Below are 14,264 nucleotides of genomic sequence, written 5' to 3'. Positions count from 1 at the left end.
TCACGCGGGAGAGCGCCCAGCCCGGCGGCGGCGTGCGTCAGTTGTGGCTGTGCAGGATCTCGTTCAGTCCGCCCCAGACCGCGTTGTTCGGGCGGGCCTCGACGGCGCCGGAGACCGAGTTGCGGCGGAAGAGGATGTTGGAGGCGCCGTTCAGCTCGCGGGCCTTGACGATCTGGCCGTCGGGCATGGTGACGCGGGTGCCCGCGGTGACGTACAGGCCGGCCTCGACCACGCACTCGTCGCCGAGGGCGATGCCGACGCCCGCCTCGGCACCGATCAGGCAGCGCTCGCCGATGGCGATGATGACGTTGCCGCCACCGGACAGCGTGCCCATGGTGGAGGCGCCGCCGCCGATGTCCGAGCCGTCGCCGACCACGACGCCGGCCGAGATCCGGCCCTCGACCATCGAGGTGCCGAGCGTGCCGGCGTTGAAGTTGACGAAGCCCTCGTGCATGACGGTGGTGCCCTCGGAGAGGTGCGCGCCGAGGCGGACCCGGTCGGCGTCGGCGATGCGCACGCCCTTCGGGGCGACGTAGTCCGTCATCCGCGGGAACTTGTCGATCGAGGTCACCTGGAGGTGCAGGCCCTCGGCGCGGGCGTTCAGCCGGACCTTCTCGATGTCGTCGACGGCGACCGGGCCGAGGGAGGTCCAGGCGACGTTGGCGAGCAGGCCGAAGATGCCGTCCAGGCTCTGGCCGTGCGGCTTCACCAGGCGGTGCGAGAGCAGGTGCAGGCGCAGGTAGGCGTCGTGGGTGTCGAGGGGCTTGTCGTCGAGGGAGGAGATGACCGTGCGGACCGCGACGACCTCGACACCGCGGCGGGCGTCCCGGCCGATCGCCTTCCCGGCGCTCTCGCCGAGCAGTTCCACGGCCTTCTCCGCGGACAGCCGCTCGGTGCCGGACGGGCCGGGCTCGGCGAGGAGTTCGGGGGCGGGGAACCAGGTGTCGAGAACGGTGCCGTCGGCGGCGATCGTGGCGAGGCCGGCGGCGGCGGCACCGGTGGGACGAGGAGCAGTCGTGTCGGTCATGAGGGCAACCTAACCGGCCGGGGGCCTGCGAGGCGAACCAGCGTGCGGGGCGTCTCAGGGGGCGGGCCCCGAAGATGCGCCGGTCGGCCCGCACTCCCCCGTGGCGCGGGCCGACCGGGTCCGGGGGTGGGTCAGGGGCGCTCGCCGGCCTTGTCGACCACCGCCGTCCTGAGCCGCTCGCTGGCCATGGTGACCTTGCCGTTCACGACCGTGCGGTAGCCCACGACGTGGTAGGTCCGCGGGTCGATCAGCATCTGTGCGGCTCCCCCGGTCTTGCCGCCGACCTTGGTGCTGACCTCGCCCGCGCCGACCGGGGTGATGTCGTAGGTCAGGGCGACGGCCTTCCGGCCGGTGACCGTGTCGACCAGGTGGTCGGTGACGGTCCCGCCGGGCAGGAGCGCGAGGGCGCGGTACAGCGAGGCCAGCCCCGCGGGCGGCACGAGGTCGACCTTGAGGAGCTGACTGATCTCGGCGTAGTCGTCCCACGCCTGGGGCCCGTTGTCCCGGACTGCGTTCCTCTTGCGGAGCGCCCGCAGTGTTCCCCCGCCGTCGGCCGGCAGTGCGGCCAGGAACCGGTACACATCACGCGGCGAGTCGTAGTCGTCCGGCCCTTCGCTCCTCAGATGTGCCGGGATGACGGTGAGTTCGGGATCGCCGTCCGCCGGGTGATAGGCCTGCAGTTCGCCGTCGTACCGGCGCCAGTAGTCGGACGGCTGTTCCCCGTGGCCCGGCTTCATGGCCATGCTGGTGTAGATCCACTGCTTCCCGGTGGGCTCGGTGCCCGTCGGCTGCTTCTCCAGCGCATCGGCCGCCCGTTCCAGGAAGTCGGCCGCGCTCATCCCCTTCAGGTCGAGGTCCGGCGTCGCGGGCTGCACCCTGTGTCCCGTGCCGGTGCCGCCCACCAGCAGGGCGGCGGTGACGGCGACGGCGGTCACGGCGGCCACGACCGCGACGATCACCAGATCCCGTCGCCACAGATCCCGCCGCCACAGGGCCCGGCGCCGCTCCCCGGCCCGTACCGCGTCGGTGAGCCGGGCGCGCCCCGCCGCCAGTCGTGCCCGGTCCGGCACCGGGGCGTCGGCGCGCAGCGCGCGCAGCTCGGTCATCTCGTCCATCGCTAGACCACCTCCGCGGTGTCGCCCACGAATGCCGGATCGGCGCCCAGCGCCGTACGCACCTTGCGCCGCGCCCGGTTGAGCCGGGAGCGGACCGTGCCGACGGGAATGTCCAGCGCCTCGGCGACCTCCTGGTAGGTGAGGTCGGCCCAGGCGACGAGCAGCAGGACGTGCCGGTCGGCTGCCGTCAGTGCGGCGAGGGCGCCGGCGAGCGGGCCCTGGGCGTCGATCCGGCTGTCGGTGTCCTCGACCCAGGACTCGCTCCAGGACGCGGCGACCGGGTCGTGCCCGGTGCGGGCCAGCGCCTTGAGCGCCCGTACCTCGGCCCGGCGCTGCTTGCCGATCAGGTTGCCCGCGATGCCGTACAGCCACGGGCGCGCGTTGGGGCGTGTGAGGTCGTAGCGGGAGCGGATCCGGAAGGCGACGAGGAAGGTGTCCGCGGTGATGTCGTCGGCGACGGTGTCGCCGAGTCTGCGCGTCGCGTACCGGTGGATGTCGGGCGCGTAGCGGTCGTAGAGCCGGGCGAAGAGCTCTGGTTGTTCCAGTGACTGGGCGACGATCTCCGCGTCGTCCCCCGCCTGTGCCGTGGCCGGCGGCGGTCCGCTCACGAGGGCTCCCCCTGGTTCGTCGGTGCGTGCGTGTCACCCCCTGTTCCCCGATGTCCGCCGGAGGGTTCACGGTGATCCGGCCGGGTCGGCGGGGAGGGCGGTGGCGGACGCGTTCCGCTCAGGGAATCACGCGCCCCAGGACCTCCCGCGCGTACCCCTCGTCGTACGGCGTCCCCGTCAGCAGCACCTGGAGGCAGATCCCGTCCATCAGCGCGACCAGCGCCCGCGCCGTGACCGGGTCGGTGCGGTGGGCGAGCCGTTCGGCGAGGTCGTCGGCCCACTCGGCGGCGACGGGGCGCAGGGCCGGGCGGCGCAGGGCGGCGAGGTAGAGCTCGTACTCCAGCTCCACGGCGGTGCGGTCACCGCCCAGCCAGTCGCCGAGGATCCGGGCGAGGGCGGCGGCGAGGTCCGTGGCGGAGTCGTCCAGGCCGCCGTGTGCGGCGACCGCCTTGGCGAAGCCCTCGTTCGCCTGGCGCAGCGCGGCGACCATCAGCTCGTCGAGGGTCTTGAAGTGGTACGTGGTGGAGCCGAGCGGGACATCGGCCTCGGCGGCGACGGTGCGGTGGCTCAGCCCAGCGAGTCCCTTCTCGCCGACGACCCGGATCGCCGCCTCGATGATCCGCTGCCGGCGCTCGGGGTCGTAACGGCGGGGCATCAGTGCGCGCCTCCCAGGTTCAGGACCACCACTCCGCCGACGATCAGCAGGATCCCGGCCACCTTGACCAGGGTCAGCGTCTCTCCGAACAGCAGCAGGCCCAGCACGGCGATGGCGGCGGTGCCGGCGCCGGACCAGATCGCGTACGCCGTGCCGATCGACACGGTCTTCAGGGTCTCGGCCAGCAGCAGGAACGAGACGACGTATCCCAGTGCGGTCAGCAGCGACGGCCAGAGTCTGCTGAAGCCGTCCGCGTACTTCATCGCCGTCGTGGCGGCGACCTCGGCGGCTATGGCGCCGGCGAGCGTCAGATATCCCATGTGTACGAGTGTACGCAACGATGTGTACGACTGTACATAAAGGCGGGCGGCGAGTCGGCCCCTGCAGGACATCGGGGAGCGGCGTTTACGCTCCCGCACGCCACGCCAAGATGTTTAATTCTCATAGAAACCGCTAGCTGAAACGGCTCCCCGCGGCCCCGTGACTCCACTAGTGTGTGCACCTCTGTGATCCATCATTGCTTCACAGTTCACCCACCTCCCCTTCACACCCCCGGCTGCCGCTGCCTTGGCGCCGCTGGAGGAAATGCGCATGCCAGAAACCACCCCCCAACCCCCGCCGCATCCCTCCTGGGAGAGCGGCTGGGTTCCCGACACCTCCCGGGCCCCCGGAACCCGAAGACTCTGGCTGGCGGGCACGCTGGCCGTCGCCACCGTCGTCGCCTGTGTCACCGCAATAGCCGTCAGCCGCAGCGCCCCTGACAAGGCGTCACCGGCTTCTCCCACGGTGTCCGCGAACACCGACAACGGCCCCGGTCTGCTCTCCTTCGCCTCGCCGTCGGCGTCGGACACGACCGCCCCGCCCAAGGGCACGTCGGGGATGTCGGCGACCTCGCCGACCGCGTCCACGTCCACGTCCGCCAGGGCGACGGCCACCGCGCCGGGTGCCGGTCCGAAAAGCTCGCCGTCCAGTGCGAAGCCATCCAAGTCCACGCCCTCCAAAGGAAGTTCGGGCGGCTCGACACAACAGCCCAGCACTTCCCAGGAGTCGGTCCGCTCGGTCAACTACCCGGACCGCTACTGGCATGTGAGCGACGGCTTCGTGAAGCTGGACGCGCCGCGCGGCTCGGAGTCCCGTGCGGACTCGACGTTCACCGTGGTCAAGGGCCTGGCGAACAGCTCCTGCTACTCGTTCCGGACGTCCGACGGAAAGTACCTGCGGCACCGCAACTTCCTGCTGCGTGCCGACGGCAACGACGGCTCGTCCCTGTTCCGGCAGGACGCCACCTTCTGCGCCCGGACCTCGTCCTACTCGGGCGCGGTCATGCTGGAGTCGGTGAACTACCCCGGCCGCTACCTGCGCCACCAGAACTTCCAGCTGAAGCTGGTCTCCTACCAGAACAGCGACCTGTACCGCGCGGACTCCGCGTTCCGGTTGGTGGACCCGCTGGCCTGAGCGCACCCGCACATACGGGAAAGCGGCGGCACCCTCCAGGTGCCGCCGCTTTCCCGTACGCGGTGTCAGACGTTGAACCCGAGCGCCCGCAGCTGCTCACGGCCGTCGTCCGTGATCTTGTCGGGGCCCCACGGGGGCATCCAGACCCAGTTGATGCGCAGCTCGTTGACGATGCCGTCCGTGGCGGACTTGGCCTGGTCCTCGATGACATCGGTCAGCGGGCAGGCCGCCGAGGTCAGGGTCATGTCGATCGTCGCGATGTTCGCGTCGTCGATGTGGATGCCGTAGATCAGCCCGAGGTTGACGACGTCGATGCCCAGCTCGGGGTCGACGACGTCGTACAGCGCCTCGCGGAGTTCCTCCTCCGAGGCCGGCTTCATCTCAGCGGTCTCGCTCATGCCGTCTTCCTTTCGGCTTCGGCGCCACCCAGCGCCTGGGCCGTCGCGTCCTTCCACGCCATCCAGCTCAGGAGGGCGCACTTGACCCGGGCCGGGTACTTGGAGACCCCGGCGAACGCGACGGCGTCCTCCAGGACGACCTCCATCGCGTCGTCGGGCTCCAGCCGGCCCTTGGACTGCATCAGCTCCAGGAAGGTCTCCTGGATCTTCCGCGCGTCCGCCAGGTCCTTGCCGACCAGCAGGTCGTTCAGTACGGAGGCCGAGGCCTGGCTGATGGAGCAGCCCTGGCCCTCGTACGAGACGTCCTCGATCGTCGTGCCGTCGTACTTCACTCGGAGGGTGATCTCGTCGCCGCACGTCGGGTTCACATGGTGCACCTCGGCGTCGCCATCCCTGAGACCACGCCCGTGCGGGTGCTTGTAGTGGTCCAGGATGACTTCCTGGTACATCGAGTCCAGCTTCACGGTCTCAGCTCACGCCCTTCAGCCGAAGAAGTTCCGTACGTGCTCCAGGCCCTCGACCAGAGCGTCGATCTCGGCCGGAGTGGAGTACAGATAGAACGACGCTCGCGTGGTCGCAGGAATTCCGTAGCGCAGGCAGACGGGGCGGGCGCAGTGGTGGCCGACCCGGACCGCGATGCCCTGCTCGTCGAGGACCTGGCCCACGTCGTGCGGGTGGATGTCCCCGAGGGTGAAGGAGATCGCGGCGCCCCGGTCCTCGGCCGTGGTGGGGCCGATGATCTTCAGGTCCGGGACCTGCTGGAGGCGCTGGACCGCGTACTCCGTCAGCGCGTGCTCATGGGCGAGGATCTTGTCCATGCCGATGGCGTTGAGGTAGTCGATGGCCGCGCCGAGGCCGACCGCCTGGGCGATCGGCGGGGTGCCCGCCTCGAACTTGTGGGGCGCCGGGGCGTACGTCGACGAGTGCATCGACACGGTCTCGATCATCTCGCCGCCGCCGAGGAACGGCGGCAGGTCCTCGAGCAGCTCCTGGCGGCCCCAGAGGACGCCGATGCCGGTCGGGCCGCACATCTTGTGGCCGGTGAAGGCCACGAAGTCGGCCTGGAGGGCCTGCACGTCCAGCGGCATGTGGGGCGCGGCCTGGGAGGCGTCGATGCAGACGAGGGCGCCGACCTCCTGGGCGCGGCGCACTATCGCCTCGACCGGGTTGACCGTGCCCAGGATGTTGGAGACCAGCACGAAGGAGACGATCTTCGTCTTCTCGGTGATGATCTCGTCGATGTTGGACAGGTCGAGGCGGCCGTCGTCGGTGAGGCCGAACCACTTCAGCTTCGCGCCGGTGCGCTGCGCGAGCAGCTGCCACGGCACGATGTTGGAGTGGTGCTCCATCTCCGTGATGACGATCTCGGTCTCGTGGTCCACGCGGTAGGGCTCGTCGGCCCAGCCGAGCATGTTCGCCACGAGGTTCAGCGACTCGGAGGCGTTCTTGGTGAAGATCACCTCGTCGCGGCTGGGCGCGTTGATGAACTCGGCGACCTTGTCGCGCGCGCCCTCGTACATCGCCGTGGCCTCCTCGGCGAGCACATGCACACCGCGGTGGACGTTGGCGTTGTGACGCTCGTAGTACTCGCTGAGGGCGTCCAGTACCTGGCGCGGCTTCTGGCTGGTCGCCGCGTTGTCCAGGTACACGAGCTTCTTGCCGTCGTGGACCAGACGGTCCAGGACGGGGAAGTCCTTGCGGATCGCCTCGGTGTCGAGGAGGCCCGGCAACTGTGTCACGCGGATACGCCACCCTTCGTGTATGCCTCGTAGCCCTCGTCCTCCAGCTTGTCGGCGAGCTCGGCGCCGCCGGACTCGACGATCCGGCCGGCGGAGAAGACGTGGACGAAGTCGGGCTTGATGTAGCGCAGGATGCGCGTGTAGTGCGTGATCAGCAGGGTGCCGACCTCTCCGGTCTCGCGGACGCGGTTGACGCCCTCGGAGACGATGCGAAGGGCGTCGACGTCGAGGCCGGAGTCGGTCTCGTCGAGGATCGCGATCTTCGGCTTGAGCAGTTCGAGCTGGAGGATCTCGTGGCGCTTCTTCTCGCCGCCGGAGAAGCCCTCGTTGACGTTGCGCTCGGCGAAGGAGGGGTCCATGGAGAGGCGCTCCATGGTCTCCTTGACCTCCTTCACCCAGGTGCGCAGCTTGGGGGCCTCGCCGCGGATGGCGGTGGCGGAGGTGCGCAGGAAGTTGGAGACCGAGACGCCGGGGACCTCGACCGGGTACTGCATCGCCAGGAACAGGCCCGCGCGGGCGCGCTCGTCGACGGACATCTCCAGGACGTCCTCGCCGTCGAGGGTGACGGTGCCGCCGGTGATCGTGTACTTCGGGTGACCCGCCAGCGAGTAGGCGAGGGTGGACTTGCCGGAGCCGTTGGGGCCCATGATGGCGTGCGTCTCGCCCTGCTTCACGGTGAGGTCGACGCCCTTGAGGATCTCCTTCGTGGCGTTGTCGGCCTCGACGGTGACGTGCAGGTCTCGGATTTCAAGCGTTGCCATGGGTGCCTCAGGACTCCTGGGTGAGGGAGACGAGCACGTCGTCCCCTTCGATCTTTACGGGGTAAACGGGGACGGGGCGCGTGGCCGGGAGGCCGGACGGCTTGCCGGTGCGCAGGTCGAAGCTGGAGCCGTGCAGCCAGCACTCGATCTGGCAGTCCTCCACCTCGCCCTCGGAGAGCGAGACGTTGGCGTGGGAGCAGATGTCGTAGATCGCGAACACCTCTCCCTCGGTCTTCACGACCGAGACCGGCGTGCCGTCGAGTTCCACCCGCTTCGGGGTGTCCTCCTCCAGCTCGCTCAGCCCGCAGGCGCGTACGAACGCAGTGGACGTCATGCGACCGAGGCCTCCAGCTCCTCCTCGATCTTGGCGAGCAGCCGCTCCTCGATGTCGGCGACACCGATCTGCTGGACCAGCTCGGCGAAGAAGCCGCGGACGACGAGGCGGCGGGCCTCGTGCTGCGGGATGCCGCGGGCCATCAGGTAGAAGAGCTGCTCGTCGTCGAAGCGGCCGGTGGCGGAGGCGTGCCCGGCGCCGACGATCTCGCCGGTCTCGATCTCCAGGTTCGGCACCGAGTCGACGCGCGCGCCGTCCGTGAGGACCAGGTTGCGGTTCATCTCGTAGGTGTCGGTGCCCTCGGCCTTGGCCTCGATGAGGACGTCGCCGATCCACACCGCGTGCGCGTCCTCGCCCTGGAGCGCGCCCTTGTAGGCGACGTTGGACTTGCAGTGCGGGGTGTTGTGGTCGACCAGCAGGCGGTGCTCCTGGTGCTGCCCGGCGTCCGTGAAGTACAGGCCGTACAGCTCGGCCTCGCCGCCGGTGCCGGCGTAGGCGACGCGCGGGTGCAGTCGTACGACGTCGCCGCCGAAGGTGACGACCACGGACTTGAAGCTGGCGTCGCGGCCGACCAGGGCGTTGTGCTGGGCCACGTGGACGGCCTTGTCGTCCCAGTCCTGGACGGAGACGACGGTGAGCTTGGCGCCGTCGCCCAGGACGTACTCGACGTTGGCGGCGGTGACCACGTCACCGGTGTGGTCGATGACGACGACGGCCTCGGCGAAGGCGCCCAGCTCGATGACCTGGTGGCCGAAGGCGACCCCGCCCTGGCCGTGCACGCTGATCCGGATCGGCTCGGTGAGCACCGTCTCCTTGGGGACGGTGACCACGCCGGCCTGCTCGAAGGCGGAGTACGCCTGGGCGGCGACCCGGTCCACCGGGGCGCCGGCCCGGCCGAGCCGGGGGTCGTCGCGGCCGACCAGCTCGACGGTGACGCCCTCGGGGGCCTCCACCGCGACCTTCAGGCTGTCGCCGGTGGCAACCGCCGTGCCGTCGTGCAGCCCGCGCAGGCGCTCCAGCGGGGTGAACCGCCACTCCTCCTCGCGGCCGTGCGGGACCGGGAAGTCCGCGACGTCGAAGGACGGGGGCGCGCTCATGCGCGTGGCGACGGTCGACTCGGCGGCCACCGCGATGGCGCCGGCGGTGGTGGAGCCCACCGGGGTGTTCTGAGCCTCAGCCATGGCTGTCGTAGTGCTCGCTTTCGGAAATCGTGTGTGTGACGGTGACGGCGGTCGCTTAGCCGACCGCGCCTTCCATCTGGAGCTCGATCAGCCGGTTGAGTTCGAGGGCGTACTCCATGGGCAGCTCCTTCGCGATCGGCTCGACGAAGCCGCGCACGATCATCGCCATCGCCTCGAACTCGGTCATGCCGCGGCTCATCAGGTAGAAGAGCTGGTCGTCGCTGACCTTGGAGACGGTCGCCTCGTGGCCCATGGACACGTCGTCCTCGCGGACGTCCACGTAGGGGTACGTGTCGGAGCGGGAGATCGTGTCGACGAGCAGCGCGTCGCACAGCACGTTCGACTTGGAGCCGTGGGCGCCCTCACCGATCTCGACGAGACCGCGGTAGGACGTCCGGCCGCCGCCGCGGGCCACCGACTTGGAGACGATGTTGGACGACGTGTTCGGCGCCATGTGGACCATCTTGGAGCCGGCGTCCTGGTGCTGGCCCTCGCCCGCGAAGGCGATGGAGAGGGTCTCGCCCTTGGCGTGCTCGCCCATCAGGTAGACGGCCGGGTACTTCATCGTCACCTTGGAGCCGATGTTGCCGTCGATCCACTCCATGGTGGCGCCCTCGTAGGCGACGGCGCGCTTGGTGACCAGGTTGTAGACGTTGTTCGACCAGTTCTGGATGGTCGTGTAGCGGCAGCGGGCGTTCTTCTTGACGATGATCTCGACGACCGCGGAGTGCAGCGAGTCCGACTTGTAGATCGGGGCCGTACAACCCTCGACGTAGTGCACGTAGGCACCCTCGTCGACGATGATCAGGGTCCGCTCGAACTGGCCCATGTTCTCCGTGTTGATACGGAAGTAGGCCTGGAGCGGGATCTCGACCTGCACGCCCTTCGGCACGTAGATGAAGGAACCGCCGGACCACACCGCGCTGTTCAGCGACGCGAACTTGTTGTCACCGACCGGGATGACGGTGCCGAAGTACTCCTTGAAGAGGTCCGGGTGCTCCTTCAGCGCGGTGTCGGTGTCCAGGAAGATGACGCCCTGCTCCTCCAGGTCCTCGCGGATCTGGTGGTAGACGACCTCCGACTCGTACTGGGCGGCGACACCGGCGACCAGGCGCTGCTTCTCCGCCTCCGGGATGCCCAGCTTGTCGTAGGTGTTCTTGATGTCCTCGGGCAGGTCCTCCCAGGACTCCGCCTGCTTCTCCGTGGAGCGCACGAAGTACTTGATGTTGTCGAAGTCGATGCCGGAGAGGTCGGAGCCCCAGTTCGGCATGGGCTTCTTCTCGAAGAGGCGCAGGCCCTTGAGGCGGAGCTTGGTCATCCACTCGGGCTCGGACTTCTTCGCGGAGATGTCCCGGACGACGTCCTCGTTGATGCCGCGCTTGGCGGAGGCGCCGGCAGTGTCGGAGTCGGCCCAGCCGTATTCGTACGTGCCCAGGCCTTCGAGCTCAGGGTGGGCAGTCTCCGTGGGGAGAGTCATGCGGGGTTCCTCCCGGCCGTGCTAGCAGATGCGTCAGTGGAAATCTTGGGGATGAACGTCGTGCAGACGCCGTCGCCGTGCGCGATGGTCGCCAGTCGCTGGACGTGCGTTCCGAGCAGCTCGGCGAAGATCTCCGTCTCCGCCTCGCACAGCTGGGGGAACTGCTCCGCGACATGGGCGACCGGGCAGTGGTGCTGGCACAGCTGTTCGCCGACCGGTGCGGTGCGCGCCGTTGCAGCGTACCCGTCCAGGCTCAGGGCCTTGGCCAGCGCTTCCGTGCGTTCGTCGGGGCTCACGCTCTCGATCGCCTTGCGGTAGGCGCGCGCCTGGGCCGTGATCCGGGCCCGCGCGAAGGCGGCGACCGCCTCCTGGCCGCCTCCCTGCTCGGCGATCCAGCCCAGCGCGTCGGCGGCGAGCTTGTCGTACGACTGGTCGAAGGCGTCCCGGCCGCAGTCGGTGAGCGCGAAGACCTTGGCGGGCCGCCCGCGCGTCCGCGCGCCGTACACCCGCTGCTCGCGTGCCGCCACGACGTCGTCGGCGACCAGCGCGTCCAGATGCCGGCGTACGGCCGCGGGGGTCAGGCCCAGGCGTCCGGCCAGCTCGGTGACGGTCGACGGCCCGTGGTCCAGGATGGACCGCGCGACCCGGTTGCGCGTCGAGCGCTCACCGGTCGCTAGCTCCTCCTGCGGGGTCCCCGTGGGGGTCTCCCGAGCCTCGCCGACGTTTTTCACAACGCCATTGTTGCGTAATTCCTCAGAGCCAGGCAAGCGGCGTCCGGGCGACGGGACGGTGCCCTGCATCACTTAGGCATGCCTAACCAAGCACTGGCCCTGACCTGCGGAAACGATCTTTGATCGATCATCCCTCAGCCAATTCGGTGGCGTTCCACGGCCCCCTCGGGAACACTCCGGAACCATGCCCACACCCCCTCCGACCGGCCCTCTTGTCACGCGGGACGCCCTCGCACAGCAGCTTCACCTGCTGGGTGTCAAGACCGGCGAGACCCTCCTCGCACACACCTCGCTCAGTTCCCTCGGCTGGGTGAACGGCGGAGCCGTGGCGGTCGTCCAAGCCCTCCTCGACGCCCTCGGCCCGGACGGCACCCTGGTGGTCCCCACCCAGACCGGCGACCTCTCGGACCCCGCGGTGTGGCGGAATCCGCCGGTGCCCGAGGAGTGGTGGGAGACGATCCGGGCCACCATGCCGCCGTACGACCCCCGGACCACCCCCACCCGCGGGGTCGGCGTGATCCCGGAGACCGTGCGGACCTGGCCGGGTGCGCTGCGCAGCGCCCACCCGCAGACCTCCTTCGCGGCCGTCGGCCCCCGCGCGGCGGAGATCCTCGACGGCCACGCCCCCGACTGCCGGCTCGGCGAGCGCAGCCCGCTGGCCCGGCTGGAGAAACTGCACGCGCGCGTGCTCATGCTCGGCACCGGCTACGCCACCTGCACCAGCTTCCACCTCGCCGAGTACCGGATCCCCTCCCCGCGCGTCCGGGTCGGCCGCCCCGCCCCCGGGGGCGGCTGGGAGGAGGTCACCGAGCTGTCGATCACCTCCGACCGCTTCGACGAACTGGGGTACGACTTCGAACGCGACCGCCCGGTGGTCCTCCGCGGCCCGGTCGGCGCGGCCGAGGCCCGGCTCTTCCCCGTGGCGGACGCGGTGGCCTACGCCGAGCGATGGCTGGCCGTACATCGCCCCCGTGAGGAGGAGATCTAGCACCCGGCCGTCCGGGTGACGGCAGGCGTCCTTAGACTCTGTCACCATGCGAAGTGAGCCGGTGGTCCAGGTGCGGGACCTGGTGAAGCGGTACGGCGCCAAGACCGCTGTGAACGGCCTCGATCTGACCGCCGAGGCGGGCGTGACCGCCGTACTCGGCCCCAACGGGGCGGGCAAGACGACCACGATCGAGACCTGCGAGGGGTACCGCAAGCCGGATTCCGGCGCGGTGCGCGTCCTGGGCCTCGATCCGGTACGGCAGTCAGCCGAGCTGCGCCCCAGAGTCGGCGTGATGCTCCAGTCCGGGGGCGTCTACTCGGGCGCCCGAGCCGACGAGATGCTGCGGCACGTGGCGAAGCTGCACGCGCATCCGCTCGACGTGGACGCGCTGATGGAGCGGCTGGGCCTCGGCAGCTGCGGCCGGACGTCGTACCGCCGCCTCTCCGGCGGCCAGCAGCAGCGCCTCGCGCTCGCCATGGCCGTGGTCGGACGCCCGGAGCTGGTCTTCCTCGACGAGCCGACGGCGGGCCTGGACCCGCAGGCCCGCCACGCCACCTGGGACCTCGTCCGGGACCTGCGCACCGACGGTGTCTCGGTCATCCTCACCACGCACCACATGGAGGAGGCCGAGCAGCTCGCCGACGACGTCGCCGTCATCGACGACGGCCGGGTGATCGCCCAGGGCTCCCCCGAGCAGCTGTGCAAGGGCGGCGCCGAGAACACCCTGCGGTTCATCGGCCGCCCCGGCCTCGACGTCGGCTCGCTCCTCAAGGCGCTGCCGGCCGACTCCACGGCCGCCGAGCTGACCCCGGGCTCCTACCGGGTCGTCGGCAAGGTCAACCCGCAGCTGCTGGCGACGGTGACCTCGTGGTGCGCCCAGCACGGCGTGATGCCCGAGCGCATCTCGGTCGAACGCCACACGCTGGAGGACGTCTTCCTGGAGCTGACCGGCAAGGAGCTGCGCTCATGACCACCGCGACCGGTACCTTCACCCCCAGTCCGGGTGCCGCCCCGCTCCCCCGCATGATCGCGGCGCAGGCGGCCCTGGAGACGAGAATGCTGCTCCGCAACGGCGAGCAGCTGCTCCTGACGGTGGTGATCCCGACCCTGCTCCTCGTGCTCTTCAGCTCGGTGGACATCGTCGACACGGGATCCGGCAGCTCGGTCGACTTCCTGACCCCCGGCGTCCTCGCCCTCGCCGTCATGTCCACGGCCTTCACCGGCCAGGCCATCGCGACCGGCTTCGAGCGCCGCTACGGCGTCCTGAAGCGCCTCGCCTCCTCCCCGCTGCCCCGCTGGGCCCTGATGACGGCGAAGACGGCGTCGGTCCTGGTCACCGAGGTCCTCCAGGTGATCCTCCTGACGGCGATCGCCTTCGCCCTCGGCTGGTCCCCGCACGGCAACCCGCTCGCCGTCCTGCTCCTCCTGGTGCTCGGCACCGCCGCCTTCTCCGGCCTCGGCCTCCTGATGGCCGGCACCCTCAAGGCGGAGGCGACCCTGGCCGCCGCCAACCTGGTGTTCCTGCTGCTGCTCGTGGGCGGCGGGGTCATCGTCCCGCTCGACAAGTTCGGCGGGGCCCAGCACGCACTCGGCCTGCTGCCCATCTCGGCGCTGTCGGACGGGCTGCGGGACGTACTCCAGCACGGGGCGGGGATGCCGTGGGGCGACCTGGGGATCCTCGCCGTGTGGGCGGTGGTGGCGCTGGGGGCGGCCGGGAGGTTCTTCCGCTGGGAGTGACGGGCCGGCCGTGGCGGAGCGGAAGCCGTCACTGGGCCACGTGAGTGACGTTCGTGCC

17 protein-coding genes are annotated in these 14,264 nt (G+C 70.1%); 4 read left to right on the top strand and 13 right to left on the bottom strand.

Annotation, left to right across the window (positions count from 1 at the left end):
- Window positions 1-37: 37 nt before the first annotated feature.
- The 5 genes from dapD to ABT137_RS10090 all read right to left on the bottom strand — a co-directional run bounded on the left by dapD (window position 38) and on the right by ABT137_RS10090 (window position 3,725).
- Window positions 38-1,027 (bottom strand): 2,3,4,5-tetrahydropyridine-2,6-dicarboxylate N-succinyltransferase, encoded by a 990-nt coding sequence (gene dapD / locus ABT137_RS10110; protein ID WP_351705370.1) that lies wholly within the window; start codon window positions 1,025-1,027, stop codon window positions 38-40.
- 131 nt (window positions 1,028-1,158) lie between these two features.
- Window positions 1,159-2,142, bottom strand: coding sequence for a CU044_5270 family protein (locus ABT137_RS10105; protein ID WP_351705367.1), 984 nt, complete (start codon window positions 2,140-2,142; stop codon window positions 1,159-1,161).
- A gap of 2 nt (window positions 2,143-2,144) precedes the next feature.
- On the bottom strand, window positions 2,145-2,750 hold the full coding sequence (locus tag ABT137_RS10100; protein WP_351705364.1) for an RNA polymerase sigma factor: 606 nt from the start codon (window positions 2,748-2,750) through the stop codon (window positions 2,145-2,147).
- A gap of 118 nt (window positions 2,751-2,868) precedes the next feature.
- Window positions 2,869-3,405, bottom strand: coding sequence for a TetR/AcrR family transcriptional regulator (locus ABT137_RS10095; RefSeq protein ID WP_351705361.1), 537 nt, complete (start codon window positions 3,403-3,405; stop codon window positions 2,869-2,871).
- Window positions 3,405-3,725 carry a DMT family transporter gene (locus tag ABT137_RS10090; RefSeq protein WP_351705358.1) on the bottom strand — a complete coding sequence of 107 codons (321 nt, stop codon included), beginning with the start codon at window positions 3,723-3,725 and terminating at the stop codon, window positions 3,405-3,407. The genes ABT137_RS10095 and ABT137_RS10090 overlap by 1 nt, the downstream gene beginning before the upstream one ends.
- A gap of 271 nt (window positions 3,726-3,996) precedes the next feature.
- Here ABT137_RS10090 and ABT137_RS10085 point away from each other — a divergent pair, with 271 nt between their 5' ends.
- Window positions 3,997-4,860, top strand: coding sequence for an AbfB domain-containing protein (locus ABT137_RS10085; protein ID WP_351705355.1), 864 nt, complete (start codon window positions 3,997-3,999; stop codon window positions 4,858-4,860).
- A gap of 65 nt (window positions 4,861-4,925) precedes the next feature.
- Here ABT137_RS10085 and ABT137_RS10080 read toward each other — a convergent pair whose 3' ends face one another.
- Genes ABT137_RS10080 through ABT137_RS10045 form a run of 8 tightly spaced genes read right to left on the bottom strand, consistent with a single transcriptional unit; the run spans window position 4,926 to window position 11,481 of the window.
- The gene (locus tag ABT137_RS10080) at window positions 4,926-5,258 is read right to left on the bottom strand and encodes a metal-sulfur cluster assembly factor (protein ID WP_046733484.1); all 333 of its coding nucleotides are present in this window, start codon (window positions 5,256-5,258) and stop codon (window positions 4,926-4,928) included.
- The gene (gene sufU / locus ABT137_RS10075) at window positions 5,255-5,722 is read right to left on the bottom strand and encodes a Fe-S cluster assembly sulfur transfer protein SufU (RefSeq protein ID WP_351705352.1); all 468 of its coding nucleotides are present in this window, start codon (window positions 5,720-5,722) and stop codon (window positions 5,255-5,257) included. The genes ABT137_RS10080 and sufU overlap by 4 nt, the downstream gene beginning before the upstream one ends.
- 18 nt (window positions 5,723-5,740) lie before the next feature.
- A complete protein-coding gene (locus ABT137_RS10070) occupies window positions 5,741-6,997 on the bottom strand; it encodes a cysteine desulfurase (protein ID WP_351705349.1) in 1,257 nt (418 codons plus the stop codon).
- The gene (sufC, locus tag ABT137_RS10065; protein ID WP_089100904.1) at window positions 6,994-7,758 is read right to left on the bottom strand and encodes a Fe-S cluster assembly ATPase SufC; all 765 of its coding nucleotides are present in this window, start codon (window positions 7,756-7,758) and stop codon (window positions 6,994-6,996) included. The genes ABT137_RS10070 and sufC overlap by 4 nt, the downstream gene beginning before the upstream one ends.
- A gap of 7 nt (window positions 7,759-7,765) precedes the next feature.
- Entirely contained in the window at window positions 7,766-8,092 is a 327-nt protein-coding gene (locus ABT137_RS10060) for a non-heme iron oxygenase ferredoxin subunit (RefSeq protein WP_093504535.1), read from the bottom strand.
- Window positions 8,089-9,273, bottom strand: coding sequence for a Fe-S cluster assembly protein SufD (sufD, locus tag ABT137_RS10055; protein ID WP_351705345.1), 1,185 nt, complete (start codon window positions 9,271-9,273; stop codon window positions 8,089-8,091). Before sufD ends, ABT137_RS10060 begins: the two co-directional genes overlap by 4 nt.
- Window positions 9,274-9,328: 55 nt before the next feature.
- Window positions 9,329-10,750: a Fe-S cluster assembly protein SufB gene (gene sufB, locus ABT137_RS10050; protein WP_351705342.1), complete on the bottom strand. Its 1,422-nt coding sequence runs from the start codon at window positions 10,748-10,750 to the stop codon at window positions 9,329-9,331.
- Window positions 10,747-11,481: a helix-turn-helix transcriptional regulator gene (locus ABT137_RS10045; RefSeq protein WP_351705340.1), complete on the bottom strand. Its 735-nt coding sequence runs from the start codon at window positions 11,479-11,481 to the stop codon at window positions 10,747-10,749. Before ABT137_RS10045 ends, sufB begins: the two co-directional genes overlap by 4 nt.
- Before the next feature lie 184 nt (window positions 11,482-11,665).
- Between ABT137_RS10045 and ABT137_RS10040 the strand changes: the two genes are divergently transcribed.
- Genes ABT137_RS10040 through ABT137_RS10030 form a run of 3 tightly spaced genes read left to right on the top strand, consistent with a single transcriptional unit; the run spans window position 11,666 to window position 14,206 of the window.
- Entirely contained in the window at window positions 11,666-12,469 is an 804-nt protein-coding gene (locus tag ABT137_RS10040; protein ID WP_351705337.1) for an AAC(3) family N-acetyltransferase, read from the top strand.
- Window positions 12,470-12,515: 46 nt separating this feature from the next.
- The gene (locus ABT137_RS10035; RefSeq protein ID WP_351705334.1) at window positions 12,516-13,439 is read left to right on the top strand and encodes an ABC transporter ATP-binding protein; all 924 of its coding nucleotides are present in this window, start codon (window positions 12,516-12,518) and stop codon (window positions 13,437-13,439) included.
- The gene (locus tag ABT137_RS10030) at window positions 13,436-14,206 is read left to right on the top strand and encodes an ABC transporter permease (protein ID WP_351705331.1); all 771 of its coding nucleotides are present in this window, start codon (window positions 13,436-13,438) and stop codon (window positions 14,204-14,206) included. Before ABT137_RS10035 ends, ABT137_RS10030 begins: the two co-directional genes overlap by 4 nt.
- Window positions 14,207-14,264: the final 58 nt, after the last annotated feature.

This window comes from Streptomyces sp. NPDC001980 (genome assembly GCF_040296885.1).
GTDB lineage: Bacteria > Actinomycetota > Actinomycetes > Streptomycetales > Streptomycetaceae > Streptomyces.
This window is presented reverse-complemented; position numbering and strand designations above follow the sequence as displayed.